This window comes from Bradyrhizobium sp. Leo78 (assembly GCF_059512425.1).
The window spans coordinates 281,807-300,190 of the sequence record NZ_JCAMOT010000001.1; the positions used below are offsets into that span (position 1 = coordinate 281,807).

Consider the following 18,384-nt stretch of genomic DNA (forward strand, 5'->3'; position numbering starts at 1 on the left):
TGTTTGAGGTGACGCGTTACTTGATACCGGTCAGCGTGATGCCTTCGATGAAGCGGCGCTGCGCGAGGAGGAAGGCGATCAGGAGCGGCGCGATGATCACCATCGCCGCCGCCATCAGCGGGCCGTAATTGGTGCCGGCCTCGTTGTTGCGGAAATGCGCCACCGCCAGCGGCGGGGTGCGCAGTTGCTCGCTGTTGAGCACGATCAGCGGCCAGAAATAATCGTTCCAGTGCGCGACCACGGAGAAGATGCCGAAGGCGGTGACCGCGGGGATCGCGGCAGGCAGCATCACACGCCAGACGATGCCGAACTCGGAGATGCCGTCCATGCGCGCCGCGTCCACGAGATCGTCGGGGACCGACTTGAAGAACTGGCGCATCAGGAAGATGCCGAACACAGAAATCGTGAACGGCAGCACGAGCGCCGCATAGCTGTCGAGCAGGCCGAGCTTATGCAGCAGCAGGAACACCGGGATCGCAGTGGCCTGCGGCGGAATCAGGATTCCGAACAGCACCAGCGCGAACAGCGTGTCGCGGCCGAGGAAACGCAGCTTCGCCAGCGCATAGGCGGCGGGCAGCGCGATCAGCACCTGCAGCACGAAGATCGAGATGGCGACGATCACGCCGTTGAGCAGGAAGCGCCAGAGATTGGCTTTGGCGAAGGCGATTTTCAGATTGTCCCATAGCGCGAAATGATGCGGGATCAGGTGCAGCTCGCTGGAGAAGACTTCCTCCGGCGGCTTCGAGGCCGTGGAAATCATCCAGATGAACGGGGCCAGCAGCACCATGGCGCCCGTAATCAGAAGCAAATGGCGGACGGCGGGCCAGAGCGGAATGGTGCGGATACTGTTCATGCGTATTGCACGCCGCGATCGGCGAGCCTCGCTTTGATCAAGGTGAGCAGGAGGACGAAGACCAGGAACACGACCGTGAGCGCGGCGCCGTAGCCTGAGCGGAAGAACTCGAATCCCTCGGTGTACATGGTGTGGATCAGCACCTCCGTGGATTTCGACGGCCCGCCTTTGGTGAGGATGTGCACGGTGTCGAACACCTGGAACGAGCGGATGCCGCTGATCACGATCACGAAAGTCGTCACCGGGCCAAGCATCGGCCAGGTCACCAGGCGAAACCGCGCCCAGGCGCTGGCGGCGCCATCGATCTCGGCGGCCTCGTAGAGCTGCTTCGGGATCGACACCAGGCCGGCAAGGAACAGCACCATATTGAAGCCGACCGCCTGCCAGATGCCGATCGCGCAAAGCGCATAGAGCGCGGTGCCGCGGTCCTGCAGCCAGCTAAAGGCCGGCAGCCCGGCGCCGCGCAACAGCCCGTTCACCAGGCCGAACTGCGGATGCAGCATGAACTCCCAGACCACAGCCATCGCGATCAGCGTCGCCATCACCGGCAGGAAATAGATGGTGCGGTAGAGGCTGCGCAGGCTGGTGCCGCTTTCGATCAGAAGCGCGATGCCGAGCCCGAGCGTCACGGCGCCCGGCACCACGATGACGACGTAGGTCAGCGTGTTGCGCAGCGAGACCCAGAATACCCTGTCGGTGAACATGTCCTGGTAGTTGGCAAGGCCGATCCAGGAGAAGGCGGGAGCGCCGAGCTGATAGTCGGTGAAGGAGAGCGCGATCACGCTCGCCAGCGGGCCGAGCAGCATGAGCAGCATCAGCGTGAAAGCCGGCGCGACCAGGCCGTAGGCCGTCGATGCGCGGTGGTCGCGTTTGCGCAGGGCTGCGCTCGCCGCCGGCGCGGCGAAGGCGGCAGTGTCGATCGTTGCGGCGTCAGACAATGGCCCGCTCCCGCACGCGCTCGGTGTGCTCGATCTCGACCTCGATCCGTTTGCCCTCGGCGTTGAAGGCGCGCACGGCATCCGTCGCGAAGCCGAATGAGACCGGGGTTGCGATCGGCGGTAATCGTCTCGGGTCGTCGATACGCGCCACGAGACGCGCGTCGCTGCCATTGATGCCGAGATGCACGAACGCTTCCGAGCCCATGTTCTCGGCGTGTACGACGTGGCCGGAGAACGGCCCGCCGCCGAGCTCGATCCGCTCGGGGCGCACGCCGATCCGGCAGGGGCCCGGCGCCGTAGAGCTCGTCAATCGCAATGCGATACCGAGCGCCTCGATGCGGCCGTCGTCGCGGATCCGTCCGGGCAGGATGTTGATCTTCGGGCTGCCGACGAATTCGGCGACGCGGATATCGCGCGGGTTGTCGTAGATGTCGGTGGGCGTGCCGACCTGCACCAGCTCACCGCCGATCATCACGGCGATCCGGCTCGACATCGTCATCGCCTCGGCCTGGTCATGGGTGACGTAGACGAAGGTGGTGTTCAGCCGGCGGTGCAGTTGCGCGAGCTCGGCGCGCATATGGACGCGCAGCTTGGCGTCGAGGTTGGACAGCGGCTCGTCGAACAGGAAGGCCACCGGCTGGCGCACGATGGCGCGTCCGACCGCGATGCGCTGCCGCTGCCCGCCCGACAATTGCGCCGGCTTGCGAGCGAGCAAATGCGCGATTTCGAGCTGTTCGGCGACCTTTGCCACATCCTCGCGGATGCCGCGTTCCTTGCGGCGCCGGCTCGGCAGCAGCGCGCCGAGGAGGGGCAGGCGTTCGATCGCCGAGAGGCGCCGCATGCGCAAGGGCACCGCGATGTTGTCGAACGCGCTCAAGTGCGGATAGAGCGCGTAGGACTGGAACACCATCGCGAGATTGCGCGCGCTCGGCCTGATCCCGTCGGCAGCGACGCCATCGATCCTGACCTCGCCCGCGCTCTGCGGCTCGAGACCTGCGATCACGCGCAGCAGCGTTGATTTGCCGCAGCCAGAGGGACCGACCAGCGAGATGAACTCGCCATCCTCGATCCTGAGGTCGACGCCCTTCAATATCTCCGTGCCATCAAAGGATTTTCTGATGGCTGAAAGTTCAATGCTCGCCATTTGATCTATTTCCCGGGGCCTTTGTCGCGTTGCGTCAGCGTTAAGGAACGCGTCTGACACTTGCGTGACGGGTTGGAATGCTTCCTCGGGCAGGGCACCGGCTTCTTGTGCGGTAAATCGCCGCCGGCACCGAGACATCGAGTTGCGCTTTGCGCGCGACCGATCGCTCTTCCCTCAGCGCTTCCAAAGCCGCCGTGATGCTAATCTCCGCGCCCTGCGCCGTCTTGATGCGTCCAGCTCGCGCTTCTCCCGGCGCAGCAGCATCGCTTCGAGTTCATGCGGACGTGGCAGGCTGCCGACGTGGGTGGTCAGAATCCGCGAAGCGCTGAGCTGCATATCGTTGTCCTCGGACGATGGTCATCACTGCGTCATCACGGTGAGAGTCTCGCGTGATGAGAAGCTTGGCCACGCGTAGCCAGCCAGATTAACGTGACCGTGACGTCATATTAGCCATGCTAATGAACGGAGCAGCGCAGGTTGTTGAACTGCGATTGCGAGGTCGGGCCCGATGCGGGCAAATCCGTATCAGATCGGCGCCTTCACCCATTCCGCGCGGGAGGGGAGTTTCACCCGTGCGGCCGAAAAACTCGGCGTCACTCAATCGTCAGTGACCCAGCATGTCGCAAACCTCGAGCGCACGATGGGGATCAAGCTCTTCGTCCGCCGCCGTGACGGATTGGAGCTGACGCGCGCCGGTCGCGAGTTGTTTTCGGTCTCGGACAGGCTGCGCACACTCGAGCAATTGATCGAGGAGAAGGTTGCCAATTACAGCGAGATGTCCGGCGGACATTTGAGCGTGGTCGCCAATGCGCCGCGCCCGGCGATGCCCGTGATCGCCCGCTATACGACGCTCTACCCGCGCGTCCAGATCGAGTTCACGCTGGTGAGTTGGACGCTGGCCATGGAGCGTTTGCATGAACGCGCCGTCGATGTTGCCATCGTCGCCGATCCGGTGATCGATGAGCAGCTCTACAGCCTGCCGCTGACGCGGGCGCGCTACCGGGCCTATATGTGTCGCGGCCATGCATTGGCGCGCCGCAGGAGGCTTTCGCTGCGCGACCTCGTGGACGAGGCGGTGATCGTGCCGGAGGATGGCTCGCTGACGCAGCGCCTGCTGCACCAGAGGTGTCGCGAACTCGGCATCACTCTGACGCGTCTCGTGAAGACCACGACATTTCCCGTCGTGAAAGAGGCTGTGCAACACGGCGTAGGTGTCGGCTTGTGGCCTGAGGACAGCCTGTCGGCATCAAGTGAGCTGGTTGGCATCGAGATCACCGACATGAGCGAGACCTTCACATATTATCTCCTTGCTCCCGTCGACAAGCGCGAACTGCGCTTCGTGCGCAGCTTCATTGACGTTGCTCGCGAGGTGCTGAATATCGATGGCGAGGTCGGCTAGGCTGAATGAAGCTCCCGCCTCACGAAACAGGAAGACATCAAAATGAATGAAGCGCCGCGTCCGCGCCCGAAGATTGCCGACACCGTCATCGAGCCGACGGTCAAGCTGCGCGAGAGCACGATCGGCAAGTGCTGCGAGATCCTCGGCGATACCTCCGTCGAATATTCGGAGCTCGGCGATTTCTCCTATCTCGGCCCCGGCTGCATGGTCGGGGATGCAGAGATCGGCCGGTTCTGCGCCATCGCCGCGCAGGTCCGGATCGGGGCACCGAACCATCCGATCGACCGTCCGTCGCTGCACCGTTTCACTTATTGTCCCGAATATTACTGTGAGACGGCCGAGCGTGATCGCGGCTTCTTCGCCGAGCGGAGGGACGATCGGGTGGTGATCGGCAACGATGTGTGGATCGGCCACGCCGCCATCGTCCTGCCCGGTGTCACGGTAGGGGACGGCGCGGTGCTGGCGGCGGGCGCCGTGGTGACGCGCGATGTGGCGCCTTACACCATCGTCGGCGGCGTGCCGGCCCGGCAGATCCGCGAGCGGTTCAATCGCAAGATCGCGGCGCAGCTCGCGCGGATCGCGTGGTGGGATTGGCCGTTCGAAACCATCATGGCGCGCCTGGGCGAATTCCAGTCGACCGACATCGAGGGCTTCTGCGCGCGTTGGGACGGTCCTGCGACAGTGTCGTAGCCCGGGTTGCGCTGTCGCTTCACCCGGGCCACAGAATTCGCGAGAGTGTCAGCCCTTCGTCAGGGTGATGTTGACGCCGCGGATCTCGCCCTTGGAGTCGATCTGCACGACCTGCCTGTTGCCGTGGGCGCGCAGGTTCAGCGTGGCGGCGAATCCGGACGCCTCGACGAACACCTCGATCTGGCCGCCGCCCGCGGTACCCTGCAGGTTGCCGAAGATGTTGCGGCTCCTCTCGCTCCAGTTGCCGGAGATGCGCTCACCCTGGCTCGTCACGTCGCTGGAGAGGTCGAACTTATAGCTGTCGCTGGCGCAATTCAGGCTCTGCTTCAGGCCAAGCCCCGTGGCGTTGACCTTGTAGCTGGCCTTGCAGCGGATCCGTTCCGTGGTGCCGTTGGAGAGCGCAACGGTGCCCGAACCGCTCCACGATCCGTCAAAGCCAGCGAATGGTCCCGACGATTGGGCGTTGCCCGCGCTGACCGACAACATGACCACCGCGCCAATGCCGGCCGCCGCGATCGCGCGCCCGAACAAGCCCAAACCAAACCGCTTCATTGTGAGTTTTCCCATCAAAAATCGACGACCTTCTTCAAGATACGCCTCGCCGCATCGAACACTTAGTGTTGATCGCGATCCCACAGGTTCAAACGACCCACCCTGCCTGTCATAGCCGGCGGAATCGCGGGAAACAGGCCATTTTTGCTCGACAGAATCAAGCCGCATCTCACGTCATGTCTGTTCATCTGATATCGGCATCTGCGCTGCAACAGTCTGTAGCGAACCGTGATCGAAAGGAATTTCTTGGTTTTTCAACTGATTAGATGGCCCTTTACAGCACCGCAAATTTGGCCGCATTTAGCGGCGCTTGTCCTTTCTTCGTCGCTTTGCTACGCGGCGGCGCAAATCCCAATAAATCCGCGCCGGGTCCTGCCGAAACGCAATTTCCGGAACAGGGTTTTTTGCTGTCGAAAATGAAGGAATACGATGCGTAAAGTTCTATTGGCCCTCGCGCTGTTGTCGATCCCGTTTTCATCTGACGCCTTCGCGCAGCAGCAATCGCGCAGCGGCACGCCTGAGGAACAGAAGGCCTGCACCCGCGACGTTCAGAAGCACTGCCGCGCGGTGATCGATCAGGGCGATTTCACCATCCTCGCCTGCCTGAAGGAGAACCGCACCAAGATCAGCGCGGCCTGCGACCAGGTATTGAAGAGCCACGGGCAGTAACGCCGTATTTTGCACGCGAAAAATTGCCGCAAGAGAGCCTATGCCCACTGTGTGATATTGGGCACAGGCGCCGCGCACATTGCCCATACAGCATTGGTTTTGGTCGCGTATTCCCCTATATGGGGCACGCAATCCACCGCATGCGCGCAACTTCTGGCGCATGTGCCTTAGCCAGGGCGAATGTGGCCGGTTCCTGATGACAAGCGCGAGCGAACTGCGATCCGGGAAGACCCACCGCGACGAGAATTTTCCGGTCGCGTCGTGGATCATTCATCCGCGTCACCGCGCCCTGATCCTTTCCTTCTATAATTTCGTCCGCACCGCCGACGACATCGCTGACCACGCAACGTTGCCGGCGGACGAAAAGCTCCATTATCTCGATCTGCTCGAGAAGGAGCTCCTGGGTGAGGGTGATACCCAAAAGGAAGCCGTCAACCTGCGCCGTGCACTCGCCGAGCGAGCGATGCCGCCGCGCCACGCGCTGGACGTGCTGGTCGCGTTCCGCATGGATGTGACAAAGCTGCGCTACGAGAACTGGGACGAGGTGATCCATTACTGCCGCTACTCGGCGATGCCGGTCGGCCGTTTCATGCTCGATGTCCACGGCGAGAGCACGTCCACCTGGGCGGCGTCGGACGCGCTATGCGCGGGCTTGCAGATCAACAACCACCTGCAGGATTGCGCCAAGGACTACAAGAATCTCAACCGTATCTACCTGCCGCGCGATGCGCTGGCCGCATCCGGCGCGACCGTCGAGATGCTCGGGGAGCCGAAGTCTCCACCGTCGCTGCTGCAATGCCTGCAGGCGCTCGCGGTGCGCACCGAGACGTTGCTTGCCGAAAGCAAGTCGCTCGCCGCCGAGGTGAAGGATCTGCGGTTGGGTCTGGAGATATCCGTGATCCAGGCATTCGCGGACAGGATCGTGAACATGCTGAAGGTGCGCGATCCCCTCAGCGAGCGCGTGCATCTCAGTCCGCTCGAAATGCTCGGCAACAGCCTCGGCGGCGTCGCCGGCGAATTGGCCCGTCGCGCCATCGGGCGCCGGCCGGTGTCAAAAACGGCGGCCGGCGCATGAGCGTTGAGACGGCGGCGGCCAACGCAGAAGACTATGGCACCACCGCGTCCGGCAGTTCGTTCTACGCCGCGATGCGGATCCTGCCGCGCGCGCAGCGCGATGCGATGTTCCTGATCTACAGCTTTTGCCGCCAGGTCGACGATATCGCCGATTCCCACGGTCCGCGCGACGAGCGGCTGGCCGCGTTGCAACAATGGCGTGACGATATCGATGCGCTGTACCAGGGCAATCCGCCGCCGCGGCTCAAGGACTATGTTGCCTCGGTCAAGTCCTTCGGCCTGAAGCGCGAGGACTTTCTTGCTATCGTCGACGGCATGGAGATGGATGTGCCGCAGGACATCCGCGCCCCCGACATGGCGACGCTCGATCTCTATTGCGACCGCGTGGCGAGCGCGGTCGGCCGGCTCTCGGTGCGGGTGTTCGGCCTGCCCGAGGAGGACGGCGTCCTGCTCGCGCATCATCTTGGCCGGGCGCTGCAGCTCACCAACATCCTGCGCGACGTCGACGAGGACGCCGGCCTCGGCCGGCTCTATCTGCCGCGCGAGATGCTGCTCCATGCCGGCATTACGTCTAACGAGCCCCAGCGGGTGATCGCCGAGCGCAACTTGCCGAAAGTGTGCCTGCCGCTTGCCGACCGGGCGAAGAAACATTTCGAGAAGGCGGATGACATCATGAAGCGTAATTCGCGGCGCGCGGTGCGCGCGCCACGGATCATGTCGAAATACTATCGCGCGATCCTCGATCTCCTGATCATCAGGGGTTTTGCAACGCCACGCGAGCCCGTTCGCGTCGGCAAGATGCAAAAGATCGGCATTCTTCTTCGTTACGCGTTCATCTGACATCTGATGCAAAAGACCGTTCATATCATCGGCGCCGGTATTTCCGGCCTCTCGGCAGCCGTTCGCCTTTCGAGCGCGAACTACACGGTGCACGTCCACGAGGCGACGCAGCAAACCGGCGGCCGTTGCCGCTCTTATTTCGACGCCGCGACCAATCTCACCATCGATAACGGCAATCACCTGTTGCTGTCCGGCAACCGCCATGCCCTGGCCTATGCAAAATCGATCGGCACGGAGGCCGGGCTGGTCGGGCCGGAACGCGCGAAATTTCCCTTTGTCGATCTTGCAACCGGCAAGCGCTGGGAACTCGATCTCGGCGCTTCCCGCCTGCCGCTCTGGGTGTTCGACGAAGCGCGCCGGGTTCCCGACACGAGCTTACGCGACTACCTCGCGCTGGCGCCGATCGCCTGGGCCGGCACCGACAAGCGGGTCGGCGATACCATCGCATGCAAAGGCACGCTGTACGATCGTCTGGTGCAGCCGCTGTTGCTCGCCGCGCTCAATGTCGACCCGCCCGAGGGCTCGGCGGGATTGGCCGGTGCGATCGTACGCGAGACGCTGCTTGCCGGCGGCGAGTCCTGCCGGCCGCTGATTGCGCGCGACGGTTTGAGCTCGGTCCTGATCGAACCCGCGGTGAAGCTGCTGCAGGAGAGGGGTTCGAGCGTGCGGCTCGGCCATGAGCTGCGACAGTTCGGCACGGTGTCCGATCATGTCAGCGAGCTGAAATTCGGCGACGATACGATCGATCTGGCGCCCACTGACGCGGTGGTGCTCGCAGTGCCGCCGCGCGCCGCGGCATCGCTGGTGCCGGGCCTGAAGACGCCGACGAAATTCCGCGCCATCGTGAACGCGCATTTCCGCTTCGATCCGCCGCCCAATGCTGCGCCGATCCTCGGCGTGATCGGCGGCCTCGTCGAATGGTTGTTCGCGTTCCCGCAGCGGCTCTCGGTCACGATCAGCAATGGCGATCGTCTCGTCGACATGCCGCGCGAGGAACTCGCCCAGGCGATCTGGCGCGATGTCTGCAAGGCCGCCGGCATTTCCGGCGAATTGCCTCCATTGCCCGCTTGGCAGATCGTGCGCGAGCGCCGTGCCACATTCGAGGCCACGCCGGAACAGCACGCTCTGCGCCCCGGCGCGGTCACGGCCTATAAAAACCTGTTTCTCGCCGGCGATTGGACTGATACGGGACTGCCGGCAACGATCGAGGGATCGGTGCGGTCGGGTGACCGCGCCGCCGATCTGGCCCTGGCGAGGCACTGACATACACCGGCGCACGTAGCAGCAGCACGTTCAAGAGAAGGAGAAATCGAACAAAATGGATGCCGTCAACGATACCGCCGCCGTCGATCCGATCGCACTGGAGAAGAGCATCTCCACGGCGACCGAGGCGCTGCTCGGCCATCGGCAATCCGACGGACATTGGGTGTTCGAACTCGAGGCCGACAGCACGATCCCGGCGGAATATGTGCTGCTGTGCCACTATCTGGGCGAGCCCGTCGACAGCGGGCTGGAGGCGAAGATCGGCAACTACCTTCGCCGTGTGCAGGGCGCCCATGGCGGTTGGCCATTGGTGCATGACGGTCCGTTCGATATGAGCGCGAGCGTGAAGGCCTATTTCGCGCTGAAGGTGATCGGCGATTCCGTCGACGCGCCGCATATGGTGAAAGCGCGCGAGGCGATCCGTTCGCGCGGCGGAGCCGCGGGCTCCAACGTCTTCACCCGCTTCCTGCTGGCGCTGTTTGGTATCGTGACCTGGCGCGCGACGCCGGTGCTGCCGGTCGAGATCATGCTGCTGCCGATGTGGTCGCCGTTCCACATCAACAAGATCTCTTACTGGGCGCGCACCACGATGGTGCCGCTGATGGTCCTGGCCGCGCTGAAGCCGCGGGCCAAGAACCCGAAGGGCGTCGGCCTCGACGAACTGTTTCTGCAGGATCCCAAGTCGGTCGGCATGCCGCCGAAGGCGCCGCATCAGAGCTGGGGCTGGTTCCTGCTGTTCCGCGGACTCGATAGCGTTCTGCGCGTAGTCGAGCCGCTATTTACCAAGAGCCTGCGCCAGCGTGCGATCGATGCCGCGCTCGCCTTCATCGAAGAGCGGTTGAACGGCGAGGACGGCATGGGCGCGATCTATCCGCCGATGGCCAACATCGTGATGATGTATGACGCGCTCGGCAAGGACGAGAACTATCCGCCGCGTGCCGCCACGCGGCGCGGCCTCGAGAAGCTCCTGGTGATCCGCGAGAATGAGGCCTATTGCCAGCCCTGCGTATCGCCGGTGTGGGACACTGCGCTGACCTGCCACGCGCTGGAGGAGGTCGGCGGCGAGGAGACCTTTGCCAAGGCCAAGCAGGGGCTCGATTGGCTGAAGCCGCGGCAGGTGCTCGATTTCAAGGGCGACTGGGCAGTGAAGGCGCCCGACGTCCGGCCGGGCGGCTGGGCGTTCCAGTACAACAACGACCACTATCCCGACCTCGATGACACCGCTGTGGTGGTCATGGCGATGGACCGCGCGCGCCGCTATACCGGCACCAAGGAGTACGATGCGGCGATTGCCCGCGCCCGCGAATGGATCGAGGGCTTGCAGAGCCGCGATGGCGGTTGGGCCGCCTTCGACGTCAACAACCTCGAATATTACCTCAACAACATCCCGTTCTCCGACCATGGCGCGCTGCTCGATCCGCCGACCGAGGACGTCACCGCGCGCTGCGTCTCGATGCTGGCGCAGCTCGGCGAGACCGAAAAGACCAGCAAGGCGGTTGCTGACGGCGTCGCCTACCTGCGCCGCACCCAGCTTGCCGAAGGTTCCTGGTTCGGCCGCTGGGGGCTGAACTACATCTACGGCACCTGGTCGGTGCTCTGCGCGCTCAACGCCGCTGGCGTCGACCATCAGGACCCGATGATTCGGAAGGCGGTCGACTGGCTGGTGTCGGTCCAGAATCAGGACGGCGGTTGGGGCGAGGACGCCGTCAGCTACCGGCTCGACTATCGCGGCTATGAGGCCGCGCCTTCGACCTCCTCGCAAACGGCATGGGCGTTGCTTGCGCTGATGGCGGCGGGAGAGGTCGAAAACCCCGCAGTTCGAGGGGGGGTGGAGTACCTAAAAAGCACACAGAGCGAAAAAGGACTCTGGGAGGAGCAGCGCTTCACGGCTACGGGCTTCCCGCGTGTGTTTTACTTGCGTTATCATGGCTACTCCAAGTTCTTCCCGCTCTGGGCGCTGGCGCGGTATCGGAATTTGCGAAGCACGAACAGCAGGGTGGTAGGGGTCGGAATGTGAGCTTGGGGGCGGGGGCCGCCGCGACTGTTGGGAAAATGCTGGATCCGCGGCCGGTCTTGATCGTAACGGGGTTAGTGCAGGAGGCCCGCATCGCGGCTGGGCCCGGCATGATCGTTATTTGCAGTTCCAGCGATCCGCAGCAGCTTCGTGCGCTATTGGCGACACTCGATTCGTCATCGTTCCGCGGCGTGATCTCGTTCGGCGTGGCCGGCGGGCTCGATCCGGCGTTGCGATCGGGTGACGTCGTGGTGGCGACGGAGGTGCTTTCCGGCGACACTCGATTCTTGGCCGATATGGCCTTGAACGACGAGATGGTTGCCAGCGCCACCTTGAAGCGCCGCAAGATCGTCAGGGGCGGGCTCGCGGGCGTCGAACAGGTGATTGCGGCCAGGGCCTGCAAGGCGGCGCTGCGCTCCGAAACCGGCGCTGCCGCCGTTGACATGGAAAGCCACATCGCTGCGGCCTACGCGGCCAGGGCGGGCGTTCCGTTCGCGGCGCTCCGGGTGATCAGCGATCCCGCCCACCGCGCGCTGCCGGAATTGGCGAAGACCGCGGTCAAGCCGAACGGCGACATCGACCTGCGCAAGGTCCTGCGCGGGGTGGCGCGCAACCCGCTGACGCTGCGCTCGCTGGTCTCGACCGGAATCGACTTCAACCGCGCGCTGCGCTCCTTGCGCGGCTGCCGTGGCTTCCTCCTGGGTGGCGAGACCCTCGTCCCCGTGGAGCCGATTCGCTCGGCGGCATAATCACTGAGAGCCGCAGACCGTAGCCCGGGTGAAGCGTCAGCGTAACCCGGGACCGGTGTAAACGCTGGCTCAGAAAATCCCGGGTTACGCTGCACTCCTCCCGGGCTACGAAGCTTGGCAACAACGGGGCTGTCATTCCGGGGCGATGCGAAGCATCGAGCCCGGAATCCATTTCTCCGCCATCACCTACCGCTTGATGGATTCCGGGCTCGTGCTGCGCACGCCCCGGAATGACGGCGGTGGGCGTGGTAAACGGGCTACGGACAAAACAAAAGGCCCGACCGTCATCGACGGTCGGGCCTTTTGCCTATTCGATTGTCGCTCGCGGCTTACGCGGCGGTTGAGGCTTTCTGCGCGGCCTTCTGCTGGGCGGCGGCCGCTTCGTCGCGGCGGATCTCGGAGAGCTTCTTCTGGACCTGCTCCGAGAAGATGTACTGCGCCGGGCGTTGCTTCGAGAGGTCGATCTCGGGGGCCATCGGACCCTTGGTGCGGATGCCGCGCATCGAGACCCACGCTGCCTTCAGCGGGTTGTTGAGCGCTGCGATCGCCGCGGTCGGCTCGTAGCCGCAATGCGCCATGCAGTCGGCGCACTTCTCATACTTGCCGGTGCCGTAGGAATCCCAGTCCGTGGTCTCCATCAGCTCCTTGAAGGTCTTGGCGTAGCCTTCGCCGAGCAGATAGCAGGGCTTCTGCCAGCCGAAGATGTTGCGCGCCGGCATGCCCCACGGCGTGCACTCGTATTCCTGGTTGCCGGCCAGGAAGTCGAGGAACAGGCCGGAATGCATGAAATTCCACTTCTTGCCCTTGCCGAGCGCAAAGACGTCGCGGAACAGCTTCTTGGTCTTGGTGCGGTTGAGGAAGTGCTCCTGGTCCGGCGCGCGCTCATAGGCGTAGCCCGGCGACATCGAGACGCCGACGCCAAGCTCGGTGGTGAAGTCGAGGAATTTGGCGATCTCTTCCGCCGGATGCCCGTCGAAGATGGTGGCATTGACGTTGACGGTGAAGCCGCGTGCCTTCGCCGCCTTGATCGCGGACACCGCGCGATCGAACACGCCCTTCTGCGACACCGCCTTGTCGTGGTGATCCTTCAGGCCATCCAGATGCACGGAGAAGAACAGGTACGGCGACGGCTCGAACAGGTCGAGCTTCTTTTCCAGAAGCAGCGCGTTGGTGCAGAGCGAGACGAACTTCTTACGCGCCACCAGGCCGCGGACGATCTCGCCGATCTCCTTGTGGATCAGCGGCTCGCCGCCGGGGATCGCGACCATCGGCGCGCCGCACTCGTCGGCCGCGTCCCAGCATTCCTGGGCGGTCATGCGACGGTTGAGGATCGCATCCGGATAATCGATCTTGCCGCAGCCGACGCAGGCGAGATTGCAGCGAAACAGCGGCTCCAGCATCAGCACGAGCGGATAGCGCTTGCGGCCCTGCAGCTTCTGCTTGAGCAGATAGCCGCCGATGCGGAGTTCCTTGAAGAAGGGTATTGCCATTCTTTCTCTCTCGACTCTCACGACCTAGTTTGGGTCAGCCCGCGGTCAGTTCGGCCGGCAGGCGGAATTCGATGTTCTCTTCCCGGCCCGACAGGACCGACACCTTGACCGGTCCGATGCGCCGCAACGCCTCGATCACGTCGTCGACCAGCACTTCGGGTGCCGAGGCACCTGCCGTGATGCCGACGGTCTTCGCATTGTTCAGCCATTCCGGGTTGAGTTCGGTGCCATCGGCAATGAGGTAACTGGCGACACCGGCCTCGGTGCCGATCTCGCGCAACCGATTGGAATTGGAACTGTTGGCGGCCCCAACCACCAGGATGACATCCACCAGCTTGCTCAGGTCCCTTACCGCGGATTGGCGGTTCTGTGTGGCATAACAGATATCGCGGATGTCAGGGCCTTGAATGTCTGTAAACCGGGCCTGGAGCGCCAGAATAATCTCACGTGTGTCATCTACGCTCAGTGTGGTCTGGGTGATGTAGGCGACTGGCGTATCAGGCGGCAGCGTCAGGGCCTTGACGTCCTGGACGCTCTGGACCAGCAGCACGGGGCCTGGAACCTGGCCCATGGTTCCCTCGACCTCGGGGTGGCCGGCATGCCCGATCAGGATCAATGCCCGGCCCTTCGACATATAGCGCTTGCCCTGGTTGTGAACCTTGGTGACCAGCGGGCAGGTGGCGTTGAGCACCGGCAGGCCGCGTGCGGCGGCCTCTTCCTCGACGCTGCGCGCCACGCCATGGGCGCTGAACACGGTCACCGCGTTCGCCGGAACCTCGGAAAGGTCCTCGACGAAGATCGCGCCCTTGTTCTTCAGGCTTTCGACGACGTATTTGTTATGGACGATCTCGTGCCGCACATAGACCGGCGGCCCGTATTTCTCGAGCGCCCGCTCGACGATCTCGATGGCGCGCACCACGCCGGCGCAAAACCCCCGCGGCTGCGCTAGAAAAACCTCCATGGGACGTCCGTTAAGCAAATTGCACCAATCCTGATCCGAAAACCCGCGCGGCCGGATACTGCAGCCGGCATGTCCTGCCTGCTGCAATATCCACACCACCGGTTCCTGCACTTAAGCCCACCCCCAAGCGCACGGAAGAAGAGCGCTTTGTGTCAAAAAATGAGCGTCTAGGAAAGCCGGATTACGGAACGGCTATCGCTCGGGTCACCATTTTAAGGTATCAAAATACCTAAAACTGCGGCATTAATGCCCACCCCATCTCACTTGTTCGTCACTTTATTGCCCGCTGGGGCGGGATATACCGCGCGCAACACTGTTCCGGCCGGTTTCGACGCTGCTTCGTGAACCAGCGGTCGGGCGGCCGAAACAACATTAGATCGGCCCTGGGAACTCCGCTACATAGCGGGCGTTTTCGGCGTGCTTCCTGAGATCAGAAAGAAATGAAGTGCTGACACGTATTGTTGTCTCGATTGTTAAGGCGTGCACGCGATTTGCCGTCCCTGTCGTCGTCGTCTCGCTGATTCTTGCGGTGACGGCGGGCTATTATGCGGCGCGCAACTTCACGATCAATACCGACATCAATACGCTGATCTCGCCCAACCTCGACTGGCGCCAGCGCGACATCAAGTTTGAGGAAGCTTTCGACCGCGAGCGCCTGATTCTTGCCGTCGTGGAGGCGCCGACGCCGGAACTCACGGGTCTGGCGGCCAAGGCGCTGGCCGATAAGCTTACCGGTGACACCAAGCATTTCGAATCGGTCACCCCGCTCGGCTCCGGCGAATTCTTCGAGAAGAACGGGCTTCTGTTTCTGCCGACCGAGGAAGTCGCCCAGGTCACCGGCGAACTCGAATCAGCCGCGCCCCTGATCGAGATCATGGCCGGCGATCCTTCGATCCGCGGCCTCACCGGTGCGCTGGAGACCGGCCTTGCCGGCGTCAAGCGCGGGCAGGCCAAGCTCGAGAATGCGGCGCGGCCCTTCAACCTGATCTCTCAGACGGTCGAGGATGTCCTCAGCAACAAGGGTAATCCGACCTTCTCCTGGCGCGAGCTCACCAGCGATAAGCCGCTGACCGATTCGGACAAGCGCGCCTTCATCGAGTTCAAGCCGGTGCTCGACTATCAGGCGCTGGAGCCCGGCAAGGCAGCGACCGATGCGATCCGGCAGGCGGCTGCGGACCTGAAATTCGCAAGCGAATATGGCGCGCGCGTCCGCCTCACCGGGCCGGTCCCGATCGCCAACGAGGAATATGCCACCGTGCAGGACGGCGCCGTCATCAACGGCATCGGCACCGTGCTGATCGTGCTGGTGATTCTGTGGCTCGCGCTGCATTCGGCCAAGATCATCTTCGCCGTGTTCCTGAACCTGTTCATCGGGCTTGCGATCACCACCGCCGTCGGGTTGATGATGGTCGGCTCGCTCAATTTGTTGTCGATCGCCTTTGCCGTGCTGTTCGTGGGCCTCGGGGTCGATTTCGGCATCCAGTTCAGCGTCCGCTACCGCTCCGAACGCTTCAAGAACGACAACCTGACGCTGGCGCTGGAGAACGCGGCGCGGCGCTCGGCGGTGCCGCTGTCGCTTGCGGCGATGGCCACCGCCGCCGGCTTCCTGTGCTTCCTGCCGACCGACTACAAGGGCATTTCCGAGCTCGGCAAGATCGCCGGCGCCGGCATGCTGATCGCGTTCCTCACCAGCATCACCACACTGCCGGCGCTCCTCGACCTGCTCAATCCGCCCGGCGAGAAGGAGCCGGTCGGTTACGCGTTTCTCGCGCCCGTTGACCACTTCCTGGAGAAGCATCGCGTCGCGATCATCATCTGCACGCTTGCGCTGGTGATCGCCGGCCTGCCGCTGCTCTACTACATGAAGTTCGACTTCAATCCGATCAACCTGCGCAACTCGCACGTCGAATCGATCGCGACCTTCCTCGATCTGAGGCGGGACCCGAACACCGGCGCCAACGCGATCAATGTGATGACGCATTCGGAAGCCGACGCCAGGAAGATCGAGGAAAGGCTGGAGAAGCTGCCGGAGGTGTTGAGCGTCCGGTCGCTCGACAGCTTCGTGCCGACCGATCAGCCGGCCAAGCTGAAGCTGATCGCGCAGGCGGCGAAGATGCTCAACCCGGCGCTCAATCCGGATTCGATCGATGCGCCGCCGACCGACCAGGAGAATGTCGAGTCCCTGAAGAGCTCGGCCGACAACCTCCGCAAGACAGCCGGCGACATCAAGAACGCCGGCGCCGTGGCTGCGCGCCGGCTTGCGGATGCGCTGACCAAGCTCGCCGATTCGAATCAGGCGACGCGCGATAAGGCGCAGAACGTGTTCGTTTCGCCGCTCAAGGTGGTGCTCGACCAGCTCAGGGACATGCTGCAGGCCCAGACCGTCACCCTGAAGTCGCTGCCGGAGGAACTGGTCCGCCAATGGAAGGCCAAGGACGGGCTGATACGGGTGGAGGCCCTGCCGAAGGGCGATCCGAACGACAACGATACGCTGCGCAAATTCGCCGCCGCCGTGCTCGCGGCCGAGCCGACCGCGATCGGCGGCCCGGTCTCGATCCTGAAGTCCGGCGATACTGTGGTGAAGGCGTTCATCCACGCCGGCATCTGGTCGCTGATCGTGATCAGCCTGCTGCTCTGGCTGACGCTGCGGCGCATCGCCGACGTGCTGATGACGATCGTGCCGCTGCTGGTCGCGGGCGCCGTGACGCTGGAAATCTGCGTGCTGATCGGGCTGCCGCTGAACTTCGCCAACATCGTCGCGCTGCCGCTGTTGCTCGGCGTCGGCGTCGCCTTCAAGATCTATTACGTCACCGCCTGGCGTCAGGGCAGAACGAATCTGCTGCAATCGAGCCTGACGCGGGCAATCTTTTTCAGCGCGCTGACGACGGCAACCGCGTTCGGCAGCCTGTGGCTTTCAAGTCATCCAGGAACCGCGAGCATGGGCAAATTGCTCGCGCTGTCGCTGGTCACGACTCTCGCCGCGGTGCTGCTCTTCCAGCCGGCACTAATGGGTAAACCGCGCGACGTCCGGAAGGAGGCAGATATCGCCGACGACGTCACCTGATGGGGCGGCTGGGACGGCTGCTGCCTGCTTCTGGCCGGCCGGTTGCTTGGAAGACGCGGCCGGCGCGGTGGCGGGAGCCGAGCTCACCGAGCCGGTGGTCTTGGGCGGCGTCGGAGCGGCTGCCTGCTGCGATGTAGACGGCGATGCACCTTTGGGCGCGGCGCCCTTGGCCATGCTGTTGGCAGGGGGCGTGCTGCCAGCGGCGCTGGAGGGAATCGGAGGCCCAACGCGGGTCCAGGTTTCGCCGCCGCAGAGAAAGCCCAGCACGCAGCCTTGAATCTCGAGCTTGTCAGAGCCAATTGGCTTGATCGTAGAGCTGTAGAGCTGACCGTCCTTGGCATTATAGACTTGGCCCTCCCACGCATCCGTGCCCGCCTTCTTCTTCATGTCGATCAGGATCGGCATGCCGAGCGTGGGCCGGCTTTGCTTCGCGGCGTCCGGATTATGCGTATCCTTGCCGCCGGGGGTCTTCTCCCAGGCGACTGCGCCCCAGAGGCTGCCGTTGCATTGTGCGACCCGGATATGGGCGACACCGTCAGCCACGCGCCAGTCGCCGGTCGGATCCGCGGCCAGCGCTGGGACCATTGTGCTCGCCAAAACGAATCCCGAGTATGCTATGGTGAGCGCGAGCTTGGGTGGGCAGTGCAACATGGTCTTACCTGTGCTTAAGTGTAGAAGAGCCAA

Annotated in this window: 17 protein-coding genes; 10 read left to right on the forward strand and 7 right to left on the reverse strand. The window is 63.5% G+C overall.

What is annotated here, in order from left to right:
• Positions 1–16 precede the first annotated feature (16 nt).
• The 3 genes from AC5ZG1_RS01190 to AC5ZG1_RS01200 are packed head-to-tail and all read right to left on the reverse strand — an operon-like array spanning position 17 to position 2,935.
• Entirely contained in the window at positions 17–853 is an 837-nt protein-coding gene (locus AC5ZG1_RS01190) for a carbohydrate ABC transporter permease (protein WP_496131774.1), read from the reverse strand.
• Positions 850–1,791: a carbohydrate ABC transporter permease gene (locus AC5ZG1_RS01195; RefSeq protein ID WP_496131775.1), complete on the reverse strand. Its 942-nt coding sequence runs from the start codon at positions 1,789–1,791 to the stop codon at positions 850–852. Before AC5ZG1_RS01195 ends, AC5ZG1_RS01190 begins: the two co-directional genes overlap by 4 nt.
• Positions 1,784–2,935, reverse strand: coding sequence for an ABC transporter ATP-binding protein (locus tag AC5ZG1_RS01200; RefSeq protein ID WP_496131776.1), 1,152 nt, complete (start codon positions 2,933–2,935; stop codon positions 1,784–1,786). The genes AC5ZG1_RS01195 and AC5ZG1_RS01200 overlap by 8 nt, the downstream gene beginning before the upstream one ends.
• 508 nt (positions 2,936–3,443) lie before the next feature.
• Between AC5ZG1_RS01200 and AC5ZG1_RS01205 the strand changes: the two genes are divergently transcribed.
• Together AC5ZG1_RS01205 and AC5ZG1_RS01210 are read left to right on the forward strand one after the other, a co-directional pair.
• Entirely contained in the window at positions 3,444–4,334 is an 891-nt protein-coding gene (locus AC5ZG1_RS01205) for a LysR family transcriptional regulator (protein ID WP_130224314.1), read from the forward strand.
• A gap of 42 nt (positions 4,335–4,376) precedes the next feature.
• The gene (locus AC5ZG1_RS01210; RefSeq protein ID WP_496131777.1) at positions 4,377–5,024 is read left to right on the forward strand and encodes a DapH/DapD/GlmU-related protein; all 648 of its coding nucleotides are present in this window, start codon (positions 4,377–4,379) and stop codon (positions 5,022–5,024) included.
• A 48-nt stretch (positions 5,025–5,072) separates the two neighbouring features.
• Here AC5ZG1_RS01210 and AC5ZG1_RS01215 read toward each other — a convergent pair whose 3' ends face one another.
• On the reverse strand, positions 5,073–5,576 hold the full coding sequence (locus tag AC5ZG1_RS01215) for a hypothetical protein (protein ID WP_130224311.1): 504 nt from the start codon (positions 5,574–5,576) through the stop codon (positions 5,073–5,075).
• A 266-nt stretch (positions 5,577–5,842) separates the two neighbouring features.
• On the opposite strand from AC5ZG1_RS01215, the gene AC5ZG1_RS01220 reads away from it, so the two are divergent.
• From AC5ZG1_RS01220 to AC5ZG1_RS01250, 7 genes are all read left to right on the forward strand, one after another.
• Positions 5,843–6,013: a hypothetical protein gene (locus AC5ZG1_RS01220; RefSeq protein ID WP_155255431.1), complete on the forward strand. Its 171-nt coding sequence runs from the start codon at positions 5,843–5,845 to the stop codon at positions 6,011–6,013.
• Positions 6,006–6,245, forward strand: coding sequence for a cysteine rich repeat-containing protein (locus tag AC5ZG1_RS01225; protein ID WP_028167176.1), 240 nt, complete (start codon positions 6,006–6,008; stop codon positions 6,243–6,245). The genes AC5ZG1_RS01220 and AC5ZG1_RS01225 overlap by 8 nt, the downstream gene beginning before the upstream one ends.
• A gap of 196 nt (positions 6,246–6,441) precedes the next feature.
• Positions 6,442–7,320 (forward strand): squalene synthase HpnC, encoded by an 879-nt coding sequence (gene hpnC, locus AC5ZG1_RS01230; RefSeq protein WP_028167175.1) that lies wholly within the window; start codon positions 6,442–6,444, stop codon positions 7,318–7,320.
• A complete protein-coding gene (gene hpnD, locus AC5ZG1_RS01235) occupies positions 7,317–8,159 on the forward strand; it encodes a presqualene diphosphate synthase HpnD (RefSeq protein WP_130224310.1) in 843 nt (280 codons plus the stop codon). The genes hpnC and hpnD overlap by 4 nt, the downstream gene beginning before the upstream one ends.
• 6 nt (positions 8,160–8,165) lie before the next feature.
• Positions 8,166–9,422, forward strand: coding sequence for a hydroxysqualene dehydroxylase HpnE (gene hpnE / locus AC5ZG1_RS01240; protein WP_496131778.1), 1,257 nt, complete (start codon positions 8,166–8,168; stop codon positions 9,420–9,422).
• Between the two features lie 55 nt (positions 9,423–9,477).
• Complete coding sequence (shc, locus tag AC5ZG1_RS01245; protein WP_496131779.1) at positions 9,478–11,439, forward strand: squalene--hopene cyclase; 1,962 nt, start codon at positions 9,478–9,480, stop codon at positions 11,437–11,439.
• Positions 11,373–12,185 carry a phosphorylase gene (locus AC5ZG1_RS01250; protein ID WP_496131885.1) on the forward strand — a complete coding sequence of 271 codons (813 nt, stop codon included), beginning with the start codon at positions 11,373–11,375 and terminating at the stop codon, positions 12,183–12,185. Before shc ends, AC5ZG1_RS01250 begins: the two co-directional genes overlap by 67 nt.
• A gap of 329 nt (positions 12,186–12,514) precedes the next feature.
• Here the strand turns inward: AC5ZG1_RS01250 and hpnH are convergent, their stop codons facing one another.
• Positions 12,515–13,675 carry an adenosyl-hopene transferase HpnH gene (hpnH, locus tag AC5ZG1_RS01255; RefSeq protein WP_496131780.1) on the reverse strand — a complete coding sequence of 387 codons (1,161 nt, stop codon included), beginning with the start codon at positions 13,673–13,675 and terminating at the stop codon, positions 12,515–12,517.
• 34 nt (positions 13,676–13,709) lie between these two features.
• Complete coding sequence (gene ispH, locus AC5ZG1_RS01260) at positions 13,710–14,636, reverse strand: 4-hydroxy-3-methylbut-2-enyl diphosphate reductase (RefSeq protein WP_456643017.1); 927 nt, start codon at positions 14,634–14,636, stop codon at positions 13,710–13,712.
• 445 nt (positions 14,637–15,081) lie between these two features.
• On the opposite strand from ispH, the gene hpnN reads away from it, so the two are divergent.
• Positions 15,082–17,700, forward strand: coding sequence for a hopanoid transporter HpnN (gene hpnN, locus AC5ZG1_RS01265; protein ID WP_456643016.1), 2,619 nt, complete (start codon positions 15,082–15,084; stop codon positions 17,698–17,700).
• Here the strand turns inward: hpnN and AC5ZG1_RS01270 are convergent.
• Positions 17,641–18,351, reverse strand: coding sequence for a DUF2147 domain-containing protein (locus AC5ZG1_RS01270; RefSeq protein ID WP_456643015.1), 711 nt, complete (start codon positions 18,349–18,351; stop codon positions 17,641–17,643). The genes hpnN and AC5ZG1_RS01270 overlap by 60 nt on opposite strands.
• Positions 18,352–18,384 lie beyond the last annotated feature (33 nt).